Source organism: Tanticharoenia sakaeratensis NBRC 103193 (genome assembly GCF_000963885.1).
GTDB classification, from domain to species: Bacteria; Pseudomonadota; Alphaproteobacteria; order Acetobacterales; family Acetobacteraceae; genus Tanticharoenia; species Tanticharoenia sakaeratensis.
Window position 1 is genome coordinate 215,170 of sequence record NZ_BALE01000010.1, and the last position, 26,306, is coordinate 241,475.

Consider the following 26,306-nt stretch of genomic DNA (forward strand, 5'->3'; position numbering starts at 1 on the left):
TATCTGCCGCACGCCGGGCGGTCGTTGTCGCCCGGCCCGGTTTTTTCAGGTTTTCGGAGAAGTATAGTGCGCGACGAACGCAATCTCATGCCGCGGCAGGATCTTTCCGCGCACGGGTGCGCCAAGGCTGCGCCATCCTCCGTCACCCCGGCCCACACGCCTCTGGCCCGACGCGTGCTGCCGTTCCTGATCCGGCGCGACGGCACCTGGCTCTATCGCGGGACGCCGATCACCCGCAAACCCATGGTCTGCCTGTTCGCCTCCATGCTCACGCGCGATGCCGAGGGCACCTTCTGGATGCGCACGCCGACCGAGAGCGGCACGATACAGGTGGAGGACGCGCCGTTCCTGGCGGTGGCGCTCGACTTTCACGGCACCTGCGGACGGCGCCAGAACCTGTGTTTCCGGACCAATGTCGATGAGGTCGTCTGTGCAGGGCCGGATCATCCGCTGCTCTGTCACTGGGATGCGCCTTGTGCGGAGGATTGTGCAGGTGCCGTTCCCTATCTGACCGTGCGCAGCGGCGAGGACGGAATGCCGATCCAGGCCAGACTGACGCGCGCGGTCTACTACGAGCTGGCGGCCCTTGCTGTCCCCGGCCATGCGGATGGGCGACCCTGCATGGGCGTCTGGAGCCAGGACGTGTTCTTCCCGCTCGGTCCCATGCCCGGCGCCGGCCATGACTGCATGGACGATCTGTGACGGGCTTGCAGGCGGCCCGGGCCGATCTCGCGCCACTGCCCGGCCATGACGGTCTGACCCGGCTTTTCGATCTTCTTCCCGATGCGCGTCTGATCGGCGGCTCCGTACGCGATCTTCTGTGCGGTCATGTGCCGAGCGACCTCGACCTCGCGACGCCCGAGCCGCCCGAGCGTGTGCAGGCGCTGCTGGAGGCGGCCTCCATCAAGGTCGTGCCGACCGGGCTGTCCCACGGGACCGTCACGGCCGTGATCGACGCACGGCCGTTCGAAATCACGACCCTGCGGCGCGACGATGAAACGGACGGACGCCATGCGGTCGTCTCGTGGACTTCGGACTGGCGTGAAGATGCAGCGCGACGGGATTTCACGATCAATGCCATGTCCTGCGGGCGGGATGGGCGAATTCACGACTATTTCGGCGGCCTTGCGGATCTCGAAGCCCGGCGCGTCCGCTTCGTCGGCGATCCGGGACTTCGGATCGAGGAAGACGCGCTGCGCATCCTGCGCTTCTTCCGGTTCACGGCGCGGTTCGGCGGCGATGTGATCGACGGACCGGCTCTGGCCGCGATCACGGCGCATGCCACGTTGATCGACAAATTGTCACGTGAGCGCGTCGCATCCGAGTTCCTGCGCCTTCTGGGTGGTCCGCGCGTGGTCGCGATGCTGCGCGCGATGGCGGAAGGTGGCGTTCTGCCTCATGTGATCGCAACGACCGACGCCCGGATTGCACAGCTCGAGACCCTGATCGTGCGCGGATTGCCCGCCGATCCGATCCTGCGTCTTGTGATGATCGCGACAGACGCCGTCGGTGCCGCGCGAGCGCTGCGCCTGTCGAACGCGCAGATCGCGCGCCTTGAGGCTGCGACATCCGCTTCTGCCGAAAAACCTGCGCCTGACTGGGATGACGATGCGCTCAGACGGGCACGGTCGCTCGAAAGCGCCCGCACGCTGACAGACCGGACATGGCTGGCGCAGGCGGAGAACGGGGCATGCGGCGACTGGAACGCGTTGCGCGCCCGGATCGAGGCGATCGACCAGCCGGTCTATCCGCTGACAGGGCGCGACGCGGCATCCGTGGGTCTGAAACCCGGGCCCGCGATGGGACAGGCCCTGCGTTCGGTCGAGGCGTGGTGGCGTGCGGGCGGGTGTCGGGCCGATCGCGCCGCCTGCCTGGCGCGCCTGCGTGAAATTGCGACCTCTTGAGTTCGCATGACGCGGACTGGTCTGTGGCATGTCGCATGGCGGGAGGCATTCAGGTGGCCTGCGATAGATCGCATTCGCGGCTCGATACCGCGAGGCGGTGCGTCAGGCTTTCCATGACCGCCGGGCCGCTGTAAGCCGCCGGACATGGACGCTTCCGCAAAACCCGATCCGCTGGAACCGCGCAGTCGCGCATTGCTGCGCCGCCTGTGGCGCGAGGCAGTCCGCCAGCACCCCGGGATGATCGCGTCCGTCGTGCTGCTGACCATTCTCATGGCCGGGCTGACCGCGCTCTATCCGGTCGTGATCTCCCGTGCGGTCGACATGTTCGCAGGACACGATCCGCGCATCCTGTATCAGGTGCCGGCTCTCGTGGTGATCATCACGAGCGCCAAGGCGGCCGCGCAGTATGGCCAGAGCATCGCCGTGCAGGGCCTCGTGCTGACGGTCATCCGCGGCCTGCAGGCGCGCATGTTCGCCCATACGCTACGCGCCGACATCACGCGCGTCGAGGAAGAGGCACCCGCGCGCTGGGCCGCGCGTTTCACGACCGATGCCGTCTCGATCCGCGAGGCCATGGTGCGGGTGGTCAACGCGTTGGGCGATGTCGTGACCGTCGTCGGTCTGGTCGGCTCCATGGTCTACATGGACTGGGAACTCAGCGTCATCGCACTGGTGCTCTATCCGGTGGCGGCCGTGCCGATTCAGAAGCTCGGCCGTCGCGTGCGGCGTGCGTCCGGTGGCATGCAGGAACAGATCGGTCACACCGCCGCCCTGCTGACCGAGAGCTTCGGTCTGGCCCGGCAGGTCCGGATCTACCGGATGGAGCAGACGGAAGGCGCGCGGGTGAACGCCTCGCTCGACCTGCTGCACAACGCCTTCCTGCGCATCGCGCGCGGTCGGGCGCGGGTCGATCCGGTGCTGGAGGTCCTCGGCGGGACGGCGATCGCGCTGGTGCTCGGGTTCGCCGGGTGGCGGGCGGCCACTGGCGGTGCCTCTCTCGGCGATTTCTCGGGCTTCGTGACGGCGCTCTTCGCTGCGGCACGCCCCTTGCGGGCACTGGGTGCGCTGAATGCGGCGCTGCAGGAGGGGCTCGCCGGCATGGCGCGCGTGTTCGCCGTCATCGACGAGCCGCCTGCCGTAGCCGAACGTCCCGGCGCGCGTGAATTGCCTGCCGGGTCCGGCCATCTTCAGTTTCAGGGGGTCGATTTCTACTATCCCGACGGCCGGCGCGGGCTTCGCGGTTTCGACTTCGAGGCGCGCCCCGGCCGCACGGTCGCCCTGGTCGGGCCATCGGGTGCCGGCAAATCGACGGCCCTGTCCCTGATCCCGCGCCTGCATGATGTCGCCGGCGGCCGGATCCTGCTCGATGGCGTCGATCTGCGCGATCTGACGCTGGCGTCCCTGCGCGATGCGATTGCCTATGTCAGTCAGGACACGATCCTGTTCGACATGTCGGTGCTCGACAACATCCGCCTCGGGCGACCGGATGCATCTCGCGCCGAAATCGAGCATGCCGCCGAAGCGGCAGCCGTGGACTTCGCAGCCAGCCTGCCCAATGGGCTGGATACGCCGGTCGGGCCGGGCGGGCAGCGCCTGTCGGGCGGCCAGCGTCAGCGCGTGGCCCTGGCCCGGGCCCTTCTGCGCGATCCGCGCCTGCTGCTGCTGGACGAAGCGACGAGCGCGCTCGATTCCGACAGCGAAGCCAAAGTGCAGGCGACGCTTGCGCATCTCAGGCAGGGGCGCACGACGATTGTCGTCGCCCACCGTCTGTCGACCGTTCAGTCGGCCGATCTGATCGTCGTGATGAGCGAGGGGCGGGCGATCGAATATGGCACCCACGCCGAACTGTTGCGGGCGGACGGCATCTACGCGCGTCTCGTTCGGACACAGTCGCTGGAACTGGAAGTCCTGTCGTGAAGACCGTGTCGGTCGTCTGCGCGTGGGTCATGCGCGCGGATGGCCGGATCCTGCTTGTGCGCAAGGCGAACACTGCGCTGTTCCTGTTTCCCGGCGGCAAGCCCGAGCCGGGCGAGACGGCAGAAGAAACCCTGCGGCGCGAAATTGTCGAAGAACTGGGATGCGCGTTGCGCTTCGAGCACGACCGTTGGCCAGGCGACGTATTGCGGGCGCCTGCGGCCAACGAGGCGGGCTTCGATGTCGAGGCAACCCTTCTGCAGGTCGAGCTGGACGGTCTGTTTTCCGCTCGGGCCGAGATTGCCGAGATCGCCTGGATGGATCGTGCCGGCCGCGACGATGATGGCCGGCTGCTGCCGTGCGCGCCGCTTACGGATGTGGCGTGGTCGGCCTATGACGGCTGGATGATTTCAGCGAAATCCTCGGCCAGACGCGCATAGAGTGCGCGTTTGAAGCCGAGATCGAAACGCTGGACGTCACCGATCGGCACCCAGCGCCATGCATCGAACTCGGCCGGCAGATGCGCGTCCAGACGGATGTCCGAATCCCTGCCGTTGAAGCGCACGACGAACCAGACCTGCGTCTGTCCCCGATAACGGCCGCCGAGCGCGCGTCCGATCAGATGCGGCGGCAGATCGTAACTCAGCCATTCGCCATGACGCGCCAGAACGCTGACATCGTTCGTGCCGATTTCCTCGCCCAGTTCCCGAAACAGCGCCTGCTCGGGCGCTTCCCCATCGTCGATCCCGCCCTGAGGGAACTGCCATACCCCATCCTCGGGTCCGCGATCGGGCGTACGGCCGACCAGGTCGGCGCGGCGTGCCAGAAACACGTCTCCCGCCCGGTTGACGATGATCGCGCCGACATTCGGTCGATAGGGAAGGGTGGTCGGATCGGGGGCCGTCAAGGCAGGGTTCCTTCGGGAGCGGGGCACGGTTTCCGATGTAGAGCAGTTCACCCGGTCGACGAAGCCCCGATGCGACGTAATGTACGTTTGGACCGCTATCCCGCGTCCCGACCCGGATATCCGGACGATCTAGTTGGCTGGGGCGTCCGCCTGCACGTTGGCTCCGCTCACGTCGGCTCCGCTCGCAACAGGTGAGGCGGACGCAGGCAGGGGCGCCGCCGAGACGGCAACGGTTTCAAGCGGCGACGGCGCCTCATGTTCCGTCAGCCTGGAGACCGGTACCAGCCGGACAGCCTGCAAGCCTTTCGACCATTCAGTGATACGCGCCAGCAGGGCCGGCGTGAGCGGGCCGGCGACGCCAAGCGCATGCCCGTTTCGTGCCGCGACGGTCGTCAGGGCTGCGAGCTGCCGGTCGATCCCTGTCGCATCGCTGTCACCATCGATCGAAACATCCGCCGTGGCGCCCGGCGCTGTTCGCGCGCGTCCGGGCTCGGCTTCGATGAAGGTGAGATGCGCCTCTTCCAGACGTCGGGCGATGGGATCGAAGTCGGGTGAGGATACGAAGGCGCCGCCGGTCATGCCGGATGCGAGATCCGTGACGCCGTCGGGATGCGGAAGCCGTGACAGGGCCCAGGTCAGCGCATCCTGATCCTCCTGCGCTGTGTGGACGCCGCCGAGCTGCTGGGGGCCTTCATCATCCCGTGCACCTTGCGAGGGCTCCATCGGCAGCGAGAGCAGCACCGCGTGCCCATGCGCGCGCGCCTCGTCCGCCGCTGTGGAGGCGTCGGGCAGATACGGCGAAACGATGACGCCGATTGCGGACGGCAGAGCCAGTGCCTGCCCGGTGAGATCGGCAGAGAAGCCGACACCATCAATCACCAGAGTCACGACCGGACCTGATGGTGTCGGCAAATGCGCGGGCGCCGGGAGAGACGGAGCCGTAGAGGCTGTCGGCTGCGATACGGCTGTCCGATCCGGGACCGGCGGCTGGTTGTTCTGCGGTTCCGACGGAAGGTGTGCTGCTGCGGATTTCACAGAGGCAGGTGTGCCATGAGCAGCGGGCGCGGCCGGCTTGGGCAAGGGGCCGAGCCAGGCGAGCGTCGCGCCGGTCGCCAGCGTCGCCGTGGCGAGACCTGCCCATGCAAGGAGCAGGATACGCCCCGCTTCTGGCAGGCGCGCCCAGAGGCCGGGTGGTCTCGGCGCGGATGCATCGTCGCGCGGGGCACCCAGACGCGCCGACGGGTCAGCGCCGATCGGCACATCCGAACCCGACAGGGCGCGCGACCGATTGTCGGGAGCCGAAGGAGATGGGCGTTCCTTACGGAACCGCATGGGCAGTCGCATTATGCGGCGGTGTCGCATTGGCCGTGACGTCCGGCGCCGGCAGGCCGGCCATCGAGCGCACGACGCGCAGGCCTTCCTGAAGCTGGAAGTCGGTATCGGGCTTGGTCAGGTCGAGGTCGGGCCAGTTCGCGGGCGGCTCGTCCGGAATGGAGCCGGCGATCGCGGGCAGATCGGTGCGGGCGACCGGCTTCGACCGGTTGCCGCCCTCGTTCTTGATGATATGGGCGAGATCCGCTTCGTGAACGCTGAAACCCGGGTCGGACCGGCTGTCCTTGACTGCAATGTCCGGCACGATCCCCAGGCCCTGGATCGAGCGTCCCGACGGCGTGTAGTAACGAGCGGTCGTCAGGCGGACAGCGCCATATCCCGGGAACGGAAAGATGGTCTGGACCGAGCCCTTGCCGAACGACTTCGTGCCGAGCAGCACGGCGCGCCTGTGGTCCTGAAGGGCGCCTGCGACGATCTCCGCGGCCGACGCCGTGCCCCCGTCGATCAGGACGACGATCGGCAGATGGTTCGTCATGTCCGTGCCGCGCGCGTCCCAGCGCTGATCCTCATGCGGGTCGCGGGCCCGGATGGACACGATCTGCCCTTCCGGAATGAAATCGTCGCTGACGGCAATCGCCTGGTTCAGCAGGCCGCCGGGATCGCTGCGCAGGTCGAGAACGAGGCCCTGCAGCTTGCCGCCGGCGCCTTTGGCATCGGCCTGGGCCTTCAGCTTGTTGAAGGCTTCATGCATCCGGGCTTCGGTTTCTTCCGTGAACTGGGAGACGCGGATGTAGCCGATATTGCCGTACAGAGCTGAGCGCACGACCTGAAGATGGATGATCTCGCGCGTCATGGTGACGGTGATGGGCTTGGGGGCCTTCTCGCGCAGGACGGTAACGGCGATCTTCTCGCCGGGCTTGCCTTTCATCGTCTGCACGACGGTATCGACCGGCTGGCCATCCACGTCATGCCCGTTGACGGCGACGATATAGTCGCCGGGCTTGAGGCCGGCGCGGGCCGCCGGACTGCCGTCGAAGGGGGCCACGATCCGGATGTGGCCGTCCTGGCCCTGAACCTCGATGCCGAGACCACCGTAATTGCCGGTCGTCTGGATCTTCATGTCCCCGTACTGCTTTTCGGTCATGTACGAACTGTGCGGATCAAGGCCGCTGATCATGCCGGACAGGGCGTTGTTGATCAGGTCGTGCACGCTGACCGGCTCGACATATTTCGCGCGTGCGAGGTCGAGCACCTGACCGAACAGCACAAGGTAGCGGGCAATTTCCGCGTGATTTCCGGAATCGGCGGCACTCGCCGGGACTTCCTGCGCCAGGGCCGCCATGCCGAGGCTGAAGGGACCTTCCGGCAGTCCTGCGATCCGGCCCGCAAGCGGCCCCGCTGCCAGACCGATGGCAAATGCGCTGCCGAGCAGCAGACCGTTGCGCAACTTCATACCCTTCGTTTCCCCGAACGCGGCCGGCCCGAATCGATATCGGGCAACCACCGGTCCCATACGCTGTCCGGCGCCCGCGTCCTGGTTATTGACCGCAGGCAATCTAGGGCGCCGAAGGTTGACAAACTTCTAACGTGGGCGAGCTTAGACGCTCGCGCGGCACCGCGAAACTCCGATCGCGCGGATTGCTGCATCGTCATGTTCTCGACATGACCCAGGTGCATCTGCCGCTTCTCACAGGAACGGCGCCGGATCGACGCTCTGTGCGCCCTGTCGCAACTGGACGAACAGGATCGGCCGCGATCTGCCCGTCGAGCCCATGACGCCCAAGGGGGCGCCGCGCCCGATCTGCGCGCCGCGGGCGACCGAAAGCGATCCCATCCCGGCGATGACGAAACGATAGCCGCGTCCGCAATCGAGGATCAGCATCCGTCCGAAGGACCGAAACGGCCCGGCGAACTCCACGGCACCCGAGCACGGCGCACGTACGGCGCTGCCGGGGTCGGCGGCATAGGTGATGCCGGTGGCGGGCCCGGCTTCCGTGGTCTGGCCGAATGCCGTCAGCACCGGCCCGGCGACAGGTGCCGCGCCCCCGTGGGATGCAAGGCCGGGCCCGGCATGGCCGGACAGCGTGTTGGCAAGGGTCTGGGCGCGCGTCTGCGCGTCATGGGCGCGGGCGGCCTGATGCGCCGTTTCGGCGGCACGGGCTTCTGCATCGGCTTTGGCCTCGGCAGCGCGTTCGGCAGCATCGATCTGTGAGAGCGCGGTCGAAAGGGCCGCGGCCTGCGCCACGGCGGCACTGGCCGCGGCACGGGCGCGGGCGAGGGCATTGTCATCCTGGCGCTGCACCCATCGTGCGCTGGTGGCTGACTGGGCCGCGGCGCGGGCGTGGGCCGCCTGCTTGTCCTGCAGGGCGGCAAGCTGTGCCGACTGCGCCGACAATTCCGTGTTCGTCCGGTCGAGGGCTGCCGTCTGGTCGCGCAGGATACCCGCGCTCCGGTCCGTCAGCATGGCGACGCCGGAGAGGATGGTCAGGCCGCGCACCACGTCCCCGGGGTGACTGGAGGCGACCAGCAGTGTGGCATTGGGATGCGCCGATACCCGCAGCGCCGTGGGCAGAAGGGCCCGCAGCGTTGCGGCATTGTTCGCAATCGCCGTCTGTGTGCGCGCCTGATCCGCGCGCAGGACGGCGATCCGCGCGGCCGTGGCATCGAGCTGCTGCGTGGTCTGGGCGAGGGCTGCGCGATCGGCGTCGCTCACGGCTCCCAGCGTCTGGGCACGGGTGGCGGCCTGAAGGGCGCGGGCCTGCGCCAGTGCCTGTGCCCTGGTGCGCGCCTGGACCATCTGGGCCTGGGCCGCCTGCTGTCGTGCCAGCGCCGCGCGCTCGGCCCGGGCTTTCAGCAGGGCATCGCGCGCGGCATGGCTCGGCGCCGCGTGCGACACGTGCGCCGGAGGGCGATGATGCGGTGCGGCCAAGGCAGGAGCGGCCGCTGCAAGGGCCGCCAACAGCATGGCACGGACATGCGGCATCCGGGCGTCCGGAGCAGGACGATCAGGCGTCGGTCAGCAGCGAATGACCCGTCATTGCGTCCGGCTGCGCAAGGCCCATCAACGCCAGAAGCGTGGGTGCGAGATCGGCCAGCCGCCCGTCCGAAAGACCGTGGCCCTGTCCGCCAGCCAGCATCACCGGCACACGGTTGAGCGTATGGGCCGTATGCGTCCCGCCGGTGGCCGGATCGCGCATCGTCTCGCAGTTGCCGTGATCGGCCGTGACCAGTAGGGCGCCGCCCTGGCGCGTGATGGCGTCCGCGATACGGCCCAGCCCCTGGTCGACCGCCTCGCACGCACGGATGGCCGCCGACAGCACGCCGGTATGTCCCACCATGTCGGGATTCGCGAAGTTGAGCACGATCAGATCGAACCTGCCGCTTTCGATGGCCTCGACAGCGCGATCCGTCAGCTCGGGGGCGGACATTTCAGGTTGCAGGTCATAGGTTGCAACCTTGGGGGAGGACACCATGATCCGCTCTTCCCCCGGCAGGACCGCCTCGCGGCCGCCATTCAGGAAGTAGGTCACGTGCGGATATTTCTCGGTCTCCGCCATGCGGAGCTGCGTCCGGCCGGCCTGCGCCACCACGTCACCCAGCAGATTGTCGAGGCTCTGCTTCGGGAACAGCACGCTCATGCGTTTGGCCAGCGTCTCGCTGTAGGGCGACATCGCGCAGGCATCGGCGAACCGGATCGTCTTCGTGCGGGCGAAACCGTCGAAATCGGGTTCGAGCAGCGCATCGAGCAATTCACGAATGCGGTCGGCGCGGAAATTGAACGAGACGAGCCCGTCGCCGTCGCGCATGCCGCCGTAGCCTTCCATGACGCTGGGGGTGACGAATTCGTCCGATGTGTCACGGGCATAGGCCTCGTGAAGCGCTGCCTCGGGGGCCGTGATGAGGGCGCCTTCGGCCAACACCATCACGTCATAGACCTTCGAGACGCGATCCCACCGCTTGTCGCGATCCATGGCGAAATAACGGCCCGAGACCGTTGCGATCCGGGCACCCGGCGGCAATGCCGCGGCAAACGCCGTCAGATCCTGTTCGGCTGCGCGCGGTGCGCAGTCGCGGCCATCCGTGAAGACATGAACTGCGACCGGGATGCCTGCGCCTGCCACCACTTTCGCGAGGGCCACGGCATGGTCTTGATGAGCATGAACGCCGCCGGGCGAGATCAGGCCCAGCAGATGGCAGGTGCCGCCGGTGTCGCGCAGGGTCGCGATCAGGTTCCGCAGTGCTGCGATATCGGCCAGCGAGCCATCGCGGGCGGCACGGGAGATCCGTGGCAGTTCCTGCATGACGACACGGCCCGCGCCGATGTTGAGATGACCGACTTCGGAATTGCCCATCTGGCCTTCCGGCAAGCCGACATCCTCGCCGCAGGTCGCAAGGAAGGCGCGGGGCCCCTGGGCCCATAGCCGGTCGAAATTGGGCGTGTTCGCCAGACGGACGGCGTTGTCGGCATCGTCCTCGCGCCAGCCGAATCCGTCGAGGATCACCAGCATGACAGGCTTGGGCGGGTGGGCGGTATCGGACATGGGCAGGGCTCTCCTCGCAATCGCCGCCATCATGCCATCACCCGGCAGATATGCGAACGCCGGGACGATCACTCGTCCCGGCGTTTTGCAGTATCAGGTGAAAAGAGCGCGATCAGACCTTGTCGATGGCGCCCTTGACCCGACCCTTGGCTTCCTGGGCGTGGCCCTTGAGTTCCTGGGCCGTGCCTTCTGCCTCGAGGCGATCGTTCTTGGTCGCCTTGCCGACGCCCTGTTTGGCCTTGCCGGCTATCTGGTTGGCGGCGCCGCTGATCTTGTCGGAAGTCTTGCTCATCGGTCTTACTCCTTTTGAAGACGATGGTATCGAGGCTAACGGCATGCCGAACATGGAGTTTCCGCTCGCATGGCGGGGCTGGAAGACTTAATTTTGCAGACCCACATAGGCATGGAACCGTCCCGCCCGCGTTCCGGACCGGGCCACCTCGAAGGACATCGTCATGACCGAACCGACCACGCCCGCATCCTGCGGCCCCGTTTCCTGCGGCACGCCCCTCAGCCCCGAACAGCGCCGGATCATGCGCGAGCACGGCACTGAACGGCCCGGATCGAGCCCCCTGAACGACGAGAAGCGTGAAGGTGTCTATCATTGCGCCGATTGCGGAACGCCGCTGTTCAGTTCGAAGACGAAGTACGAGAGCGGCAGCGGCTGGCCGTCGTTCTGGGCGCCGCTGCCGGGCGCTGTCGGCAGCACGACCGATACGGCCTTCGGCATGGTGCGCACCGAAATCCACTGCGCGAAATGTCATGGTCATCTGGGGCACGTCTTTCCCGACGGCCCGCGTCCCACGGGGGAGCGGTATTGCATGAACGGTCTGGCGCTCTCGTTTCATCCGGGCGAGACGGCCTGATCGGCGCAGTAGCGAGGCACGCGCGATCGCGGTAAAGTCGGTTCATGACCGATACGTCTCCCAACGCCCCGATCCCGTCCGCCATTCCGCCGGTTGTGCTCGACCATCCGCTGGTCCGCCACAAGCTGACGCGCCTGCGCCAGGCCAGCACGTCGACCGCCGGTTTCCGGCGGCTGACGCGCGAACTCAGCCTGCTGATGTGCTACGAGGCAACGCGCGATCTCGCAGTGGAACCGATCGAGATCGAGACGCCGCTGGAGCGCATGGAAGGCTGGGCCCTGTCCGGTAAGAAACTGTGTTTCGTTTCCGTCCTGCGAGCGGGCAACGGCATTCTGGACGGCATGCTCGATCTGGTTCCGGCGGCGCGCGTCGGCCATGTCGGCCTTTATCGCGATCCGAACACGCTCGAAGCTGTCGAATATTATCTTAAGTTCCCCGAGGACGTGGCCGAGCGCGACTGCATCGTCGTCGATCCCATGCTGGCGACCGGCCACAGTGCTGCGGCCGCCATCGATCGCGTGAAGGCGGCCGGGGTCACGAACATCGTCTTCGTGTGTCTGCTTGCATCGCCGGAAGGCGTGGCACACATGAACGAACGCCATCCTGACGTGAAGATCGTGACCTGCGCCATCGATCGCGAGCTGGACGATCACGGCTATATCCGCCCCGGCCTGGGTGACGCAGGCGACCGGCTGTTCGGCACGAAGTAGGCGTGGTGCCATCCCGGCGATGGGTCAACGGCTTGGCGCATTTCTGGGCGCCGTGGGTGTCGGCGGCATCATCGCCTGTAGCGCGCACACCGATCATGACGATTGTCATGCTCTCAACGAAAAGACAGGCGCGAAGCGGGACTGCGATTGTTCCACCCAGATCGGCGGCAACGCCGTCTGGCCGTCCGGCAGGTCGCGCAATGATGACGACGACAAGGAACGCATCGCGTGAAGCGGCGAGTGACGCTGCGGCGTATTCGCGTTCTGCTTCGCCCCGACAGGGAAGCGGTGGCAGCGCGGATCAGATACGACTACGCCTGTCGCGCCGACGGCAGCCTGGCGCGAGGATGTCTGCTCCGTTTTATCGCGCCGTAACTCGGCGCTGTTGCGCAGGGCAATGAAACACTCCATTGCCTGTGTCTCGAGCTCGTGGGCGAGGCGGTTCGCGCGTCGCATGGGCTCGAGGCATTTCATATCCCGCCAACGATGCAGTCGGTCGTACGCGAGCCCTGGTGGCGACGGGATCCGTTCCTGATCGGGTGCTTCGATTTCGCGTGGAACGGCGGCGCGCCCAAGCTTATCGAATACAATGCCGACGCACACGCGACCCTGCCGGAAAGCACGCGGATGCAGTCGGTCTGGCACGCCGACAGGGCCGGCCCTTGGGCGCGCGTCGCTTGACGAACATGCGATTGCGGACCGGTTGAAACGGCTGCGTAAAAACGGTCGGGTCGGCGACGTTGTGCACGTCGTGCCGTATCCCGATAATCGCGAAGATCAGGCACGCGCGCGGGCATCGAGGCAGTGCCATGCGCATTGTGCGAGCTGCACATCTCGACCGACGGCCGACTGCTCTATCGCGGCCGGATCGCGCGCACGATGATCCGCATGTATCCGTGAGAACTGATGTTTCGTGATGCAGGCGCGCGTCATCTGCAAGACTGTGGATGCATTTTTCTCAATCCGCCTTGGACGTCGCTTCTGTCGAACAAGGCATTGCTGCCGGCGCTCTGGGACCGCCGCCCCGGGCATCCGCGCCTGCTGCGCGCCGGCGCAACGCCCAAGGGAATGGCGTCTTATGCGGAAAAGCCAATCCATGGGCGAGGTGGAGAAAATGTCGGCCTTGTAAGAGAGAGTTCCGAAGCGGTCTCGCGTGGTGGCGGCTACGGCGCCTATCCACGCATCTATCAGGCGCTGGCCGATCAGAGAGTCGATGGCGTACCCGCGTCAGTCGGCGCATGGATCGTGGGCAATGCATTCGCGGGCATCACGATGCGGGAAAACGCAGGCGGCATCGCCAGAAATGCCGTGATCTGCCACGATTCTCCGATCGTGCCGCACGTCATTCGCAGTGGGCCAGCCCGGCGTCTTATGGATATCCCGGCGCGCATGGCCAGACGCTTCGCATCGGGCGCACACTGAGCGCGCCATTGCAGGGGCCCACACAGGCACCGCGCTACCGGATGCGATCAAGAATCCACTCGAAAACCGACCGGACGATCTCCCTTCCGACCGTCACGACGCAAACCGTCAGATCACCTCGGGTTTCGCAATCGTTTCCGATGATGATGCAGCCCTGGGCCACGTCGAATTGTCTTGTCATTTCAAGAAAAAATTGTGGAGGCTGTTGCCATGTCCAGCTTATCGAGGGCGCGTCACCATGTGCGTGTCAGGGAAATATCTTGCCCACATCAGACGATTTCAAAGCGGAATTCGGATCGACCGGATCTGGCCGATACGTTTGCCGTCACGTTGCCGCGGCCGGTGGCCGATCTGCGTGCAAGCGTCGAGGCCGTCCTTGGAACGCCGCCAGGCTGGTTTCGCGTCCTGATCGGAATTCGCGATCGCATCGTGGCCCCCTTCGGCGTCGCAACATCGGCGATGCTTCGGCAGGAACTCGAAACGGCCGACCGGATCGACTTCTTTCCGGTTCTGCATGCCGGGCCCGATGAAGTCATGCTCGGTGCCCGGGACCGGCATCTCGATTTCCGTATTGCGTTTCGCAGGGTGCGGGCAAGGCAGGGCGAACTGATCGCCGCGACGACCGAAGTCTGGTGTCACAATACGCTGGGGCGCGTCTATCTCGCCCTTATCAGGCCGGCGCACCGGATTGTCGTGCGATCCATGCTCTCGCGGATGGCCCGCCAGAACCTTCAGGACGGGTCTGTCGACAGTCCGAGCCTGCGGTCGCGCGCCTGAACTGCCGCGAGGGCGGGCAGCGTTGCCAGGACGACCCAGAACTTGCCGACGACCTGACCGGCCAGAAGGTCGAGATTGCCGAATGCGAGTGTCAGGAACACGAGACTGTCGGCCACGAGGCCCGCAAGGCTGCTGGCGAGTGCTGCGATAACGAGGCCGCGTCTTTGCAGCGGCGTGTAGACCGCAAGGTCAAGCGTTTCGGAAACGGCGAAGGCCAGTGTCGATGCCAGGATCAGGGCAGGGGGCGCGAAGATCGCCGACAGGGCCGCGCCAACGCCGACCGCGACCGCCGACCAGGCAAGGCCGAGACGACGCTGCACGAGGTCGCGCAGGATCAGGGCCAGGCTTGCCGCCACGACGCCACTTGGCGCCATGAGGCCGGGTGCCACGGGCAGCACGCACGGTCCATGGGGAATGCACATCGTGCCGACATGCCCGATCAGCCAGTTCGCGAACGGCACGCAGGCGGCATATGCCGCGAACAGCACCATCCCTTCGACGCGACGACGGGTCTGCGGGCCTGTCATGACGCTGCGATGCCGCTCTGCGCACGGAACCGCTTCCAGCCTTCCGCGCGCAGTGCGCAGGCCGGGCAGGTGCCGCATCCATATCCCCAGTCATGGAGATGCGTGCGTTCGCCTTCGTAACAGGTGTGGGTTTCGCGTCGGATCAGTTCGACGAGAGCGGCGCCACCGGTTTCCTGCGCGAGCGTCCAGGTCTGGGCCTTGTCCCGCCACATGAGCGGGGTCTGCAGCACGAAGCGCGTGTCCATGCCGAGATTGAGCGCGACCTGCATGGCCTTGATCGTATCGTCGCGGCAATCGGGATAGCCGGAATAATCGGTCTCGCAGACGCCGGTGACGATATGGCGGGCACCCCTGCGGTAGGCGAGAGCCGCCGCGAAGGTTAGAAACAGAAGATTGCGACCGGGCACGAAAGTATTCGGAAGTCCGTTCGCCTGCATGGCGATCGTGACGTCACGCGTCATCGCGGTGTCGCTGATCTGCCCGAGGATCCCCAGATCCAGAACGTGGTCCGCGCCAAGTCGTTCGGACCAGTCGGCATCGAGTGCGCCCATCCGCGTGCGCACCGTATCGCGTACGTCGAGTTCGATCCGGTTGCGCTGGCCGTAGTCGAAACCGATCGTCTCGACATGGGCATGGCGCGCAAGAGCCCAGGCCAGGCAGGTCGCGGAATCCTGTCCGCCCGAAAACAGGACGAGTGCGGTATCTGAAGAGAGCATCATGTTCGCCCGGATACGATCGAAGACGTCAGCTCCGCCGCACCTTGTAGCGGGCAGCGAGCAGGGCCTGGATCTCATGCGCGTGGTCGGCGTCCCGCGCCTCGATCATCAGTTCGAGGTCGGCGGTCTGGACCGACGGGGCGGCGAACAGGCGCTGATGCCCCACTTCGATGATGTTGCCGCCGACGCCGCCGATGATCGCGGCAATGTCGGCCAGAACGCCCGGGCGATCGGGGATTTCAAGCACCAGACGCAGCAGGCGCCCGTCGCGATGCAGCGAGCGCAGCAGCGTGTTGGCCAGAATGCGGGTGCCGATATTGCCGCCGGTCACCGGCAGGGCCACGCGCTTGCCGCGAAAATAGGCCGGGTTGGCGATGACGGCCGCCAGCGCCGAGGCCGCGGCCCCTTCGCCAACCTGCTTGGCCCCTTCGGCAAGCGTCGTGATCGCGCTCTCGACCTCAAGTTCTGAGACAACGAACACGCGCGACAGGCGATCCGTCAGCGCGTCCATGCAGTGCCGCCCGACCTGCGTGACGGCGATGCCCTCTGCAATGGTGCCGCCGCCACGTGCGGCCGTCTCGGCGCCGGGGAAGCCGGCAAGCGACGCATAGGCCTCGACCTGAACGCCGATCAGCTCGAGGTCCGGCTGCAGATGGGCCGCCGCGATCGCGCAGCCCGAAATCAGGCCGCCGCCGCCGATCGGCACGACGAGGGCATCGAGCGGCCCTGCGTCTTCCAGCAGTTCCACGGCAAACGTGCCCTGACCCGCGATGACCGCGGGATCGTCATAGGGATGGATCAGCACCCGCCCTTCGCGCGCCTGAAGTTCGGCGGCATGGGCGAAGGCATCCGCCAGCGTTTCGCCGGCGAGGACGACCCGCGCGCCCCAGCTCCGGGTCCGCGCGACCTTGGCGACGGGCGTCTGGCTGGGCATGACGATGACCGCGTCGATCCCGAGCAGGCTCGCATGCCGGGCCACCCCTTGGGCGTGGTTCCCGGCCGAGACTGCAATGACGCCGCGTGCGCGCTCGGCTTCGCTCAGAAGCGAGAGGCGGTTGGCCGCCCCGCGTTCCTTGAAGGAGCCGATCGCCTGCAGGTTCTCGAGCTTGAGACTGATCGAGGCACCTGTAAGGCGCGAGAGCGTATGGCTTGCGACCGTCGGCGTGCGGACGATGTTCGGCGCGATGCGGGCGTGCGCCGCCGCGATATCGGCGAAGCCGAGCACCGCGCCTTCGGCCTGTTTCGCGGCCGACATGTCAGCGGTAGGCGACGGTCAGGATCTCGTATGTCCGATCGCCGCCGGGGGCGGGGACGGAGACGCTGTCGCCGACGCTCTTGCCGATCAGCGACTTGGCGAGCGGGCTCGAAATCGACAGCAGGCCCTGCTTGATGTCGGCCTCATGCACGCCGACGATCTGATAGGCGCTTTCCTTGTCCGTCTCTTCGTCCACGAGCTGGACGTGCGCGCCGAACTTCACCTGATCGCCTGAAAGCTGCGACGGGTCGATGACCTCGGCCGTCGAGATCAGTTCCTCGAGTTCCAGCACGCGTCCCTCGATGAAGGACTGCCGGTCGCGCGCTGCATGGTATTCCGCGTTTTCCGACAGGTCCCCATGCTCCCGCGCTTCCGCGATCGCGCGAATGACCGCCGGACGATCTTCCCCCTTGAGGCGGCGGAGCTCGTCTTCGAGACGGACGAGGCCGTTACGGGTCATGGGTATCTTCTGCACGATGTATCCTCAACAAACGGACCGGGGGCGATGCCTCTGGGAGCCGGGGCAGGCACTTTGCCCTTGCCGGACGGACATGGCCGGGCACGTGTGTAATAGCCAGAGCCCCACCAAAATCGGTCGGCAACGATATGCGAAGGACACGAAAATTTCAAGTGCGGCGCGGGTTTCGGATCGGTTCCGTGCCGATCCCGCATTACTTCGGCAGGTCATCGGCACGCGCGCAGGGTTCCGCAAGCGCGTCAATTTCGCGATGATAGGGTCCGATAAGTCTCTCGTCTTCCGGAATGTCGTGCATGGACTGGTTCTGTCTTTCCCATACGGGCCATCCGGTCGTGCTCGACCGGCAGCAGCAGGTGTTCAGATGCGTGCCCTGGGACCAGGCGGACCCGCAGGATTTGCTGCTGTGCGCGCCTCTGTCGGCAGCGCAGGGTCCGGTTTCGGTGCGCGACGACGCGGGCATTCCGCATGCCTTGGCCGGCTATCATACAATCGTGGCACAGCACGCCGGCGCGGCCGTGAGCGGACATCTGCTGGCTGATGCCCGGTTCGGCTGCGCACGTCGGCCGGGCGATGTGGTGACGTTCGATCGGGACGAGCCGCACGCGTGGGAGACGTTCATCTTCGCCCCGTGCGACTGGTTCGAGGCCCTGCGTTCGCGCCTGTCCGGACGGCTCCTGTCCATCGACCGCCACGAGTTGCTGACGATCGAGACCTCGATTGACGCGGGGCAACTGCGCACAGGGAATGCGCGGTTCGATCTGGTCACCAATCTCGAAGCGTTCGCGCAATTCGACCGGGCGCTGGTCCTGCGTCAGGAGGGATATCGGTTCTCGATGTTCCGCCGCTATCGGCCGCTGGTCTATTTTGCCTGTTCAGGCGAGCCGCCAGCGTTCGAGCTGTTGCGGGAGAGTTTGCGTTCGCTGACCCGGACCGGGCGGTATGACGGCGATATCTGCATCATCACCGACCGGATCGAACTCGCGGCCGGTCTCGCGGCCGATTTTCCCAATCCGATCACCGTCCTGTCCGTCGAGCTTCCCGACAGCGACGACTATTATTTCGCGCGCTACCGGATCTTCGACCTGCCGGATTTCGAAACGTACACCGCCGTACTTTATGTTGATACAGACGTCATTTTTCAGGACGACGTCCACATCCTGCTGCGAAGGATCTGTCTGTCGCACGGGATCTGCGTCGGCAGCGAGGAATACGAGGACATCATCGTCGTCCCGGTCTCGCTGATCGATGTCGCACCGTCTCTCGGAAGTCACCTGTTCGCAGGCGATCCTTTCCGGACCGGCTACCGATACGGGTTCAATTCCGGGATCATCGGCTTCGCGCCGTCGCCTGCCGTGGAGCAGGCGTTCCGGCTTGTCCTGGAGACGAAGGAAAGACTGCTGGCCGACGGGCGTCGGGAGCTGGACCAGCCAGTTTCGAACTACGTTTTTCGCAAATGCGAGCTGGTCGATTTCACGACCATCTCAGGCTATGTCGCCGTCGGTGCGAAGGATGCCATCCATTATCACGCACGGCCCGCCGAACGCTGCGTGATCGTGCATTTCTGGCGCGTGGCGGCAGCCGAACGCCACGCGGTCATGCAGCGCGTCAATGCGTATCTCGCTGCACGCCACGCCCTCGATGCGGATCTGGCGCTGCCGATTTTCTCGCCGCCCGCGCGGCGCTAGGGCAGTTCGGCAGATCCTGCCTGCGAACTGCCGTTGCTTCCTGTTTCGCCGACGGCGTGTGCTCCGCGGGGCGCGTCAGAACGCGCCCTTGAAGTAGGACTGGAGCGGCGCGACGTCGAGCGCTCCTTCGCGCATCGCCGAGATCGCATAGATCGCGGCACGCGCGCCGGCGGCGGTCGTGTAGTGCGGAACGCCTGCGGTCAGCGCGCAGCGACGGATGTCGAAGCTGTCGCGTACCGACTGCGATCCCTGCGCCGTATTGATGACCATCTGCACGTCGCCGGAGCGGATGGCATCCACGCAGTGCGGACGCCCTTCGAGCACCTTGTTGACCCGGGTGACGGCAATGCCCGCTTCCTCCAGACGCGCGGCAGTGCCGCGTGTCGCAAGGATTGAGAACCCGAGTTCGGTCAGCTTCCGGCCGAGTGCCGGCAGATGGCTCTTGTCGCTTTCGCGCACCGAGACGAACACGGCACCCGACATCGGCAGTTTCACGCCGGCTGCAAGCTGCGACTTGGCGAAGGCACGCTCGAAGCTGGAATCCAGCCCCATGACCTCGCCGGTCGAACGCATCTCGGGACCGAGGATCGTGTCCACGTCCGGGAAGCGGTTGAACGGGAAGACGGCTTCTTTCACGGCGACATGCGGCGCGATCGCACCACCGTCGAGGCGGAAATCGGCAAGTTTCGCGCCGGCCATGACACGCGCGCCGATCTTGGCCACCGGCACGCCCGTCGCCTTGGCGACGAACGGCACCGTGCGCGAGGCGCGCGGATTGACCTCGAGCACGAAGACTTCCGCATCCTTGATCGCATACTGGACGTTCATCAGGCCGACGATGCCCAGTTCCCGCGCCATGGCTTCCGTCTGGGCGCGCAGTTCGGTCACCAGCGCCGGCGAAAGCGTGTAGGGCGGCAGCGAACAGGCGCTGTCGCCCGAATGGATGCCGGCCTCCTCGATGTGCTCCATGACGCCCGCGACATAGACGGAAGCGCCGTCGGAAATGCAGTCCACGTCCGCTTCGATCGCATCGTTGAGATAGCGGTCGATCAGCACCGGCCCGGTCGCGATGTCATGCCCGGCAAGGCGCAGCACGTCACGCATGTAACGTGCAAGGCCGTTGCGGTCATAGACGATCTCCATCGCACGTCCGCCCAGCACGTAGGACGGCCGGACCACGACAGGATAGCCGATGCGTTCGGCGATCGCTTCGGCCTCTGCAGGCGAGCGGGCAATGCCGTTCTCGGGCTGACGCAGGCCGAGCTTGCGCAGCAGGGCCTGGAACCGCTCGCGATCCTCCGCGCGGTCGATCGCATCAGCCGGCGTGCCGAGGAGCGGAATGCCGGCCTCTTCCAGCGCACGCGACAGTTTCAGCGGCGTCTGGCCGCCATACTGCACGATGCAGCCGAGAACCTTGCCGCCCTGCTGTTCCCTGCGAATGAGCGCGATCACGTCTTCTGCCGTCAGCGGCTCGAAATAAAGCCGGTCGGATGTGTCGTAATCGGTCGAGACGGTCTCGGGATTGCAGTTGACCATGACCGTCTCGAAACCCGCCTCGCGTAGGGTGTAGGCGGCATGGACGCAGCAATAATCGAACTCGATGCCTTGGCCGATCCGGTTCGGGCCACCGCCGAGGATCACGATCTTGTCGCGCGCCGTCGGCCGGCTTTCACATTCCGGGGTGCCGTAGCCGCCTTCATAGGTCGAATAGAGATACGGCGTGTCGGATGCGAACTCGGCAGCGCACGTATCGATGCGCTTGTAGACCGGCAGCACGCCGAGCTTCTCGCGCGTCGCCGCGATGTCGAGGGCCTTGCCGTTCGTCAGCGCCGCGAGTTGCATGTCCGAGAAGCCCTGCGCCTTGATCCGGCGGAGCGAGTGCGCATCGGCGGGCAGGCCGCGCTCCGCGACGAAGCGTTCGGTCGCGACGATCGCCTCGAGCTGCCGCAGGAACCACGGCTCGAACTTGCAGGCTGCATGAATGTCCGCGAGCGGCAGGCCCGCGCGGATCGCCTGGGCCGCCATCAGGATACGCTCGGGACGCGGCTGCGAAAGGGCCGCGCGATAGGCGTCGAGCGAGCCGTCGCCCGGTGCCTCGACCGGATCGAGGCCGGTCAGCCCTGTTTCCATCGAGCGCAGGCCCTTCTGGAGCGCCTCGGCGAAGCTGCGGCCGACCGACATGGCTTCGCCGACGGACTTCATCGACGTCGAGAGCAGGGCCGGAGCGCCCGGGAATTTCTCGAACGTGAAGCGCGGGATCTTCACCACGACATAGTCGATCGTGGGCTCGAAGCTTGCGGGCGTGGTGCCGGTGATGTCGTTGGCGAGTTCATCCAGCGTGTAGCCGACGGCGAGCTTGGCCGCGATCTTGGCGATCGGAAAGCCCGTTGCCTTCGACGCGAGCGCCGAGGAGCGCGACACGCGCGGGTTCATCTCGATGACGACCATGCGCCCGTCGACCGGGTTGACGCCGAACTGGACGTTCGAGCCGCCCGTCTCGACGCCGATCTTCCGCAGGCATGCGAGCGAGGCGTCGCGCATCCGCTGGTATTCCTTGTCGGTCAGCGTCAGCGCCGGCGCGACCGTGATGGAATCACCCGTATGCACGCCCATCGGATCGATGTTCTCGATGGAGCAGATGATGATGCAGTTGTCCGCGACGTCGCGGACGACCTCCATCTCGAATTCCTTCCAGCCGAGCACCGATTCCTCGATCAGCACCTCGGTCGTGGGGGAGGCGTCGAGGCCGGAGGTCACGATCTGGTCGAATTCCGCCCGGTTGTAGGCGATGCCGCCGCCCGAACCGCCCATGGTGAAGGACGGGCGGATGACGGTCGGCAGGCCGATCTCGTCCAGCGCCGCGCGGGCCTCGGCGAGCGTGTGGGCAATGGCGGAACGCGGGCTCTCGATCCCGATCTCGTCCATCGCCTCGCGGAACTTCAGGCGGTCTTCGGCGCGGTCGATCACGTCGGCCTTGGCGCCGATCAGTTCGACACCGTGTGCCGTGAGGAAGCCGGACTTGTCGAGCGCCATGGCGGCGTTCAGCGCGGTCTGGCCGCCCATCGTCGGCAGGAGCGCGTCCGGCTTCTCGCGCAGGATGATGCGCTCGATGAATTCGGGCGTGATCGGCTCGATATAGGTCGCATCCGCGAGCCCCGGATCGGTCATGATCGTGGCGGGGTTCGAGTTGATGAGGATGACCCGGTAGCCTTCCTCGCGCAGCGCCTTGCAGGCCTGCGCGCCGGAATAGTCGAACTCGCAGGCCTGCCCGATGACGATGGGGCCGGCGCCGACGATCAGGATCGACTTGATGTCGTTACGTTTCGGCATGGGTCAGGCTCCCGCTTTCTCGTCCATGAGGGATACGAAACGCTCGAAGAGGTGGAAACTATCGGACGGTCCCGGGCTCGCCTCGGGATGGTACTGCACCGAAAACGCATCGTAGCGATCCGACCGGATGCCCTCGTTCGAGCCGTCGAACAGGCTGACATGCGTGATCGAGCAGCCTTCGGGCAGCGACTTGTCATCCACCGCGAAGCCATGGTTCTGGCTCGTGATCTCGACCTTGCCGGTGCTCAGATCCTTCACCGGCTGGTTGGCGCCGCGATGGCCGCGCTCGAGCTTGTAGGTGCGGGCACCGAGCGCCAGCGCCAGAAGCTGATGGCCCAGGCAGATGCCAAAGACGGGAAGACCTGCCTCCAGCACGCCGCGGATCGCAGGCACGGCATAGACGCCCGTCGCCGCCGGATCGCCCGGCCCGTTGGAGAGAAATACGCCTTCGGGCTTGTGCCGCAGGATGTCATCGGCGGTGGCATCGGCGGGCACGACCGTCACGTCGCAGCCGGCGCTTACCAGGCAGCGCAGGATGTTGCGCTTGGCGCCATAGTCCACGGCCACGACACGGCGGCGCACGGTACGCTCGGCATTGTTCCGCTCCCATACGCCCTGATCCCAGGTGTAGCTCTGCGTGCAGGTCACGACCTTCGAGAGGTCCATGCCCTCGAGCCCCGGCCATGCCGCGATCTTCGCGCGCAATGCATCGAGATCGAACCGGCCGTCCTGCGGATAGGCAAGGAGTGCCGTCTGTGGGCCGCCGTCGCGAAGGCGGCGTGTGACCGCGCGGGTATCGACGCCTGCGATGCCCGGCTTGCCTTCACGCGACAGCCATGTGTCGAGCGACGCGGTCGAGCGCCAGCTCGCGGGATCGGTCGGATCGCAGCGCACGACGGCGCCGAGAGCCGCGATCGCGCCGGCCTCGCAATCGTCATCGTTGGTTCCGACATTGCCGATATGAGGGAAGGTGAAGGTAATGATCTGGCCGGCGAAGGACGGATCGGTCAGCGTTTCCTGATAGCCGGTCAGCCCGGTCGAGAAGCACAGCTCGCCGACGGCGCCGTCGCTGTGCGCGCCGAACCCGCGGCCCCAGAACACGCTGCCGTCCGCGAGCAGAAGGGCAGCGGTGGCGCCATCCGGCGCCACGGTGGCATCGTCGGCCGGGGCATCGCCGGGATTGAGATCGGCCAGCGTGATCCCGGGCTGGCGCAGCAGCGTTGCCCAGTGCTTTGATGGGATCGCGCGGGCCTGTCTCCATTTGCGCACGGCCTCGAGCCCGACGCCGGTCAGCTTCGCGACCTGCTCCGCGCCACCTGCGCGTTCGATGATGATGTCGATATCGCCGTTCATCGTCGTCTGCTTGCTCCGCTGGTCACGTGGCCATAATTCACGCAGGTCATAGCGGCCTTCAGGCCGAATGGGAAGTTTTTTCCCACCGCTGCGGAGGTGGGATGTCGGGTGGGAAAACCCACCCTTTTCAAGGAATTAAGAAGATGTCTCTGCGTCAGACCATCAGCGACGACCTCAAGGCGGCCATGAAATCCGGTCAGAGCGAGCGTGTCGCCCAGATCCGCGGCATCACCGCGAAGATCAAGGATCTGGATGTCGCGGCCCGTGTGAAGGGAAATGAGGTCGGCGATGCCGAGATCGTCCCGATGCTGCGCTCGATGATCAAGTCGCGCACCGAATCGGCTGCGATGTATCGCGACGGCGGTCGTCCGGAGCTGGCGGAAAAGGAAGAGGCGGAAATCGCCACGATCCGCGCCTACCTGCCGCCGGAACTGTCGGACGAGCAGCTCGCCGAGGCCGTGGACGCCGCCATCGCCGAGACCGGTGCTGCCACGATGAAGGACATGGGTCGCGTCATGGGTATCCTGAAGACGCGTTTCGGTGCCGACCTCGACATGGGTCGGGCCAATGGCGTGGTGAAGGCGCGCCTGTCCTAAATCGATGGCGCTCGACCCCGCCTTTCTGGACGAACTGCGTGCTCGCCTGCCGATTGCATCCGTCATCGGCAGGCGCACGAAGCTCATTCGCTCGGGGCGCAATTTCAAGGCGTGCTGTCCGTTTCATGGCGAGAAGACACCGTCCTTCCACGTCTATGACGATCATTTCCACTGCTTCGGCTGTGGCGCGCATGGCGACATTATCTCCTTCGTCATGCAGAGCGAAGGTCGATCGTTCATCGAGGCGATCGAGCAGCTCGCAGGCGAAGCCGGGCTCGACGTGCCCAGGAGCAGCCCGGCGGCCGTTGCGGCGGCCCGCGCGCAGAAGACGCTGGGCGAAGTCCTGGACGCGGTTCAGGCCAGCTATCGGCGCAGGCTCTATATGCCTGAGGGACGCGAAGGCCTCACCTATCTCAGGAAGCGCGGCCTGTCGGACGCGACGATCGAAGCCTTCGGCCTCGGCTGGTCGGGAGACGGTCGCGGCAGCCTGATCGCGGAGCTGGAGGCACAGCAGATCACCCGCGCGCAGCTCGCCGAAGCCGGGATGATGCGGTTTGCCGAGGACGGCAGCCCGCGCGGCGAACTGTTCTTCAATCGCGTGACGTTTCCGATCCGCGACCGGCGCGGCCGTCTCGTCTCCTTCGGCGGGCGCACGCTGGGCGATGCGCAGCCCAAATACCTCAACGGGCCCGAAACCGCCGTCTTCTCCAAACGGCGCACCCTGTTCAATCTCGACCGTGCGCGCGAGGCCGTGCGCAAGGGCTGCGATCTCGTCGTGGTCGAAGGCTACATGGATGCCATCATGCTCCATCAGGCGGGCTTCGAGGCGGCGGTGGCGCCGCTCGGGACCGCCATGGGGGCGGAGCAGCTCGAGGCGTTGTGGCAGGTATCGCCCGATCCGATCCTGTGCCTCGACGGCGATGCGGCAGGGCAGCGCGCGACATTCCGCACCATCGAGACAGCGCTTCCTCTGCTGGGTGTCGAGAAGACACTGCGTGTGTGCCAGCTGCCGGAGCGCGACGATCCGGACAGTCTGATCGCGCGCGGCGGCCCCGAGGCCATGGCGGCGGCGCTGTCTGCCAGCGCCGAACTGGTCGATGCTCTCTACAGGGCGGTCGCGGCGGGGGCGGGGACTTCGCCGGAGGCCCGGGCGGGGCTTCGCGCGCGCCTCGTGGCGCTAGCCGGGCTTATTGCCGACAAGGGGCTGTCATCTGAATACCGGCGCGCGCTGCTGGATCGATACTTCGCGCAGAACAGGAAGCCGGACTACCGGAAGGGCGAACGTGGCGCCCGCCCGCAGGCCGATCTGCCGGTGGCGCGTCATGAGCCCGGACGGGGCAATGACGAGCGCCTGAACATGCTGACCGCCATCCTCCTGCGCCATCCCGACGTTCTGGGAGCGGTGGAGGCAGCTTACTGCCGGCTCGAGCTGCCCCCGGACCTGGCACTCCTGCGGGAGGCACTTCTGGAATGGTCGCACCAGTTTCCGCCGCCGGAGCCCGCGTCCTTCGCGGCCTGGATGGAAACCCAGGGTTTCGGCACGGCGGCCCGCGCGGTACTGGACAGCGACATGCCGCGGACGGCGCGTGTCGATGCGGATGACCTTCTGGCTATCGATCTGGCGGCCCAGTGGTGGCATTACTATGGGCTCCTCAATGTGGAGGCATTCGCGCGTGAAGTGGCCCACGATGTGGAGGCAGCCATCGCGCGGGCCTATGAGGGCGATGGCCTGGATGTCTGGCCCGAGGCGCTCGCAGCCCGCGTCCGGGCGCTCGATGCGTTGCGCCGGGGCAGCATGCCTGACGACGACGTCTGAGGGGACGTCCCGAAGCCCTTGACTTTGCGGCTCGGAGCGGCCACCTGCACGCTACCGTAATCCCATTGCTCCGGTTTTTTCGTCCCCGGCCGCTTCAAGGCGCAGTGTTCGCCTTGCTGACGTGCGTTCCGGGAGGCGTCGAGACGACACGGTGGCAGGGATCGGCGGCGTGGGACG

At 66.3% G+C, this 26,306-nt stretch carries 24 protein-coding genes and 1 pseudogene; 13 read left to right on the plus strand and 12 right to left on the minus strand.

The features are described 5' to 3' along the window. The first annotated feature begins 87 nt into the window (after window positions 1-87). The 4 genes from B8446_RS04870 (at window position 88) to B8446_RS04885 (ending at window position 4,258) form a co-directional block, all read left to right on the plus strand. The gene (locus B8446_RS04870) at window positions 88-702 is read left to right on the plus strand and encodes a DUF1285 domain-containing protein (protein WP_084712093.1); all 615 of its coding nucleotides are present in this window, start codon (window positions 88-90) and stop codon (window positions 700-702) included. Then, window positions 699-1,904, plus strand: coding sequence for a CCA tRNA nucleotidyltransferase (locus tag B8446_RS04875; RefSeq protein WP_048847781.1), 1,206 nt, complete (start codon window positions 699-701; stop codon window positions 1,902-1,904). Before B8446_RS04870 ends, B8446_RS04875 begins: the two co-directional genes overlap by 4 nt. Before the next feature lie 144 nt (window positions 1,905-2,048). After that, window positions 2,049-3,821, plus strand: a complete 1,773-nt coding sequence (locus B8446_RS04880) for an ABC transporter ATP-binding protein (protein ID WP_048847783.1) — start codon at window positions 2,049-2,051, stop codon at window positions 3,819-3,821. Further along, entirely contained in the window at window positions 3,818-4,258 is a 441-nt protein-coding gene (locus B8446_RS04885; protein ID WP_053053704.1) for an NUDIX hydrolase, read from the plus strand. Before B8446_RS04880 ends, B8446_RS04885 begins: the two co-directional genes overlap by 4 nt. Here B8446_RS04885 and B8446_RS04890 read toward each other — a convergent pair. From B8446_RS04890 to B8446_RS04915, 6 genes are all read right to left on the minus strand, one after another. Further along, window positions 4,210-4,725, minus strand: coding sequence for an RNA pyrophosphohydrolase (locus B8446_RS04890; RefSeq protein ID WP_048847785.1), 516 nt, complete (start codon window positions 4,723-4,725; stop codon window positions 4,210-4,212). The two genes, B8446_RS04885 and B8446_RS04890, sit on opposite strands and share 49 nt — an antisense overlap. A gap of 129 nt (window positions 4,726-4,854) precedes the next feature. After that, window positions 4,855-6,057 carry a divergent polysaccharide deacetylase family protein gene (locus tag B8446_RS04895; protein WP_048847787.1) on the minus strand — a complete coding sequence of 401 codons (1,203 nt, stop codon included), beginning with the start codon at window positions 6,055-6,057 and terminating at the stop codon, window positions 4,855-4,857. Next, window positions 6,044-7,510: a S41 family peptidase gene (locus tag B8446_RS04900; protein WP_048848052.1), complete on the minus strand. Its 1,467-nt coding sequence runs from the start codon at window positions 7,508-7,510 to the stop codon at window positions 6,044-6,046. The genes B8446_RS04895 and B8446_RS04900 overlap by 14 nt, the downstream gene beginning before the upstream one ends. 234 nt (window positions 7,511-7,744) lie before the next feature. Then, on the minus strand, window positions 7,745-9,040 hold the full coding sequence (locus B8446_RS04905; RefSeq protein ID WP_048847789.1) for a murein hydrolase activator EnvC family protein: 1,296 nt from the start codon (window positions 9,038-9,040) through the stop codon (window positions 7,745-7,747). Window positions 9,041-9,062: 22 nt separating this feature from the next. Further along, complete coding sequence (gene gpmI, locus B8446_RS04910; RefSeq protein ID WP_048848054.1) at window positions 9,063-10,598, minus strand: 2,3-bisphosphoglycerate-independent phosphoglycerate mutase; 1,536 nt, start codon at window positions 10,596-10,598, stop codon at window positions 9,063-9,065. 112 nt (window positions 10,599-10,710) lie between these two features. Continuing rightward, complete coding sequence (locus B8446_RS04915) at window positions 10,711-10,890, minus strand: CsbD family protein (protein ID WP_048847791.1); 180 nt, start codon at window positions 10,888-10,890, stop codon at window positions 10,711-10,713. Between the two features lie 163 nt (window positions 10,891-11,053). Between B8446_RS04915 and msrB the strand changes: the two genes are divergently transcribed. The 6 genes and pseudogenes from msrB (at window position 11,054) to B8446_RS04940 (ending at window position 14,373) form a co-directional block, all read left to right on the plus strand. Next, window positions 11,054-11,464, plus strand: a complete 411-nt coding sequence (msrB, locus tag B8446_RS04920) for a peptide-methionine (R)-S-oxide reductase MsrB (protein ID WP_048847793.1) — start codon at window positions 11,054-11,056, stop codon at window positions 11,462-11,464. A gap of 44 nt (window positions 11,465-11,508) precedes the next feature. Beyond that, window positions 11,509-12,174, plus strand: coding sequence for a uracil phosphoribosyltransferase (gene upp / locus B8446_RS04925; protein ID WP_048847795.1), 666 nt, complete (start codon window positions 11,509-11,511; stop codon window positions 12,172-12,174). A 19-nt stretch (window positions 12,175-12,193) separates the two neighbouring features. Continuing rightward, entirely contained in the window at window positions 12,194-12,406 is a 213-nt protein-coding gene (locus tag B8446_RS04930) for a hypothetical protein (protein WP_048847797.1), read from the plus strand. A 170-nt stretch (window positions 12,407-12,576) separates the two neighbouring features. Continuing rightward, window positions 12,577-12,855, plus strand: a pseudogene (locus B8446_RS16540) (glutathionylspermidine synthase family protein); the annotation flags it as partial. A 225-nt stretch (window positions 12,856-13,080) separates the two neighbouring features. Continuing rightward, complete coding sequence (locus B8446_RS16545) at window positions 13,081-13,596, plus strand: glutathionylspermidine synthase family protein (protein WP_241767634.1); 516 nt, start codon at window positions 13,081-13,083, stop codon at window positions 13,594-13,596. A gap of 210 nt (window positions 13,597-13,806) precedes the next feature. Further along, window positions 13,807-14,373 (plus strand): DUF2867 domain-containing protein, encoded by a 567-nt coding sequence (locus B8446_RS04940; RefSeq protein WP_084712076.1) that lies wholly within the window; start codon window positions 13,807-13,809, stop codon window positions 14,371-14,373. On the opposite strand, the gene B8446_RS04945 is transcribed toward B8446_RS04940, so the two are convergent. From B8446_RS04945 to greA, 4 genes are read right to left on the minus strand one after another with little or no spacing between them, the layout of a single operon-like run. After that, window positions 14,328-14,900 (minus strand): VUT family protein, encoded by a 573-nt coding sequence (locus B8446_RS04945; RefSeq protein ID WP_048847802.1) that lies wholly within the window; start codon window positions 14,898-14,900, stop codon window positions 14,328-14,330. The two genes, B8446_RS04940 and B8446_RS04945, sit on opposite strands and share 46 nt — an antisense overlap. Continuing rightward, window positions 14,897-15,619: a 7-cyano-7-deazaguanine synthase QueC gene (gene queC / locus B8446_RS04950; protein WP_048847804.1), complete on the minus strand. Its 723-nt coding sequence runs from the start codon at window positions 15,617-15,619 to the stop codon at window positions 14,897-14,899. Before queC ends, B8446_RS04945 begins: the two co-directional genes overlap by 4 nt. Before the next feature lie 25 nt (window positions 15,620-15,644). Then, window positions 15,645-16,871, minus strand: coding sequence for a threonine ammonia-lyase (locus B8446_RS04955; RefSeq protein ID WP_264921594.1), 1,227 nt, complete (start codon window positions 16,869-16,871; stop codon window positions 15,645-15,647). A gap of 1 nt (window position 16,872) precedes the next feature. Then, on the minus strand, window positions 16,873-17,346 hold the full coding sequence (gene greA / locus B8446_RS04960) for a transcription elongation factor GreA (RefSeq protein ID WP_048847806.1): 474 nt from the start codon (window positions 17,344-17,346) through the stop codon (window positions 16,873-16,875). A gap of 296 nt (window positions 17,347-17,642) precedes the next feature. Between greA and B8446_RS04965 the strand changes: the two genes are divergently transcribed. After that, on the plus strand, window positions 17,643-19,034 hold the full coding sequence (locus B8446_RS04965; RefSeq protein WP_048847808.1) for a glycosyltransferase family protein: 1,392 nt from the start codon (window positions 17,643-17,645) through the stop codon (window positions 19,032-19,034). Window positions 19,035-19,109: 75 nt separating this feature from the next. Here B8446_RS04965 and carB read toward each other — a convergent pair whose 3' ends face one another. Together carB and carA are read right to left on the minus strand one after the other, a co-directional pair. Continuing rightward, window positions 19,110-22,364 carry a carbamoyl-phosphate synthase large subunit gene (gene carB / locus B8446_RS04970; RefSeq protein ID WP_048847810.1) on the minus strand — a complete coding sequence of 1,085 codons (3,255 nt, stop codon included), beginning with the start codon at window positions 22,362-22,364 and terminating at the stop codon, window positions 19,110-19,112. Window positions 22,365-22,367: 3 nt separating this feature from the next. Then, entirely contained in the window at window positions 22,368-23,717 is a 1,350-nt protein-coding gene (gene carA, locus B8446_RS04975) for a glutamine-hydrolyzing carbamoyl-phosphate synthase small subunit (RefSeq protein WP_048847812.1), read from the minus strand. Between the two features lie 143 nt (window positions 23,718-23,860). Here carA and B8446_RS04980 point away from each other — a divergent pair, with 143 nt between their 5' ends. Together B8446_RS04980 and dnaG are read left to right on the plus strand one after the other, a co-directional pair. After that, on the plus strand, window positions 23,861-24,313 hold the full coding sequence (locus tag B8446_RS04980) for a GatB/YqeY domain-containing protein (protein ID WP_048847814.1): 453 nt from the start codon (window positions 23,861-23,863) through the stop codon (window positions 24,311-24,313). Window positions 24,314-24,317: 4 nt separating this feature from the next. Further along, window positions 24,318-26,129, plus strand: coding sequence for a DNA primase (dnaG, locus tag B8446_RS04985; protein ID WP_048847815.1), 1,812 nt, complete (start codon window positions 24,318-24,320; stop codon window positions 26,127-26,129). Window positions 26,130-26,306 lie beyond the last annotated feature (177 nt).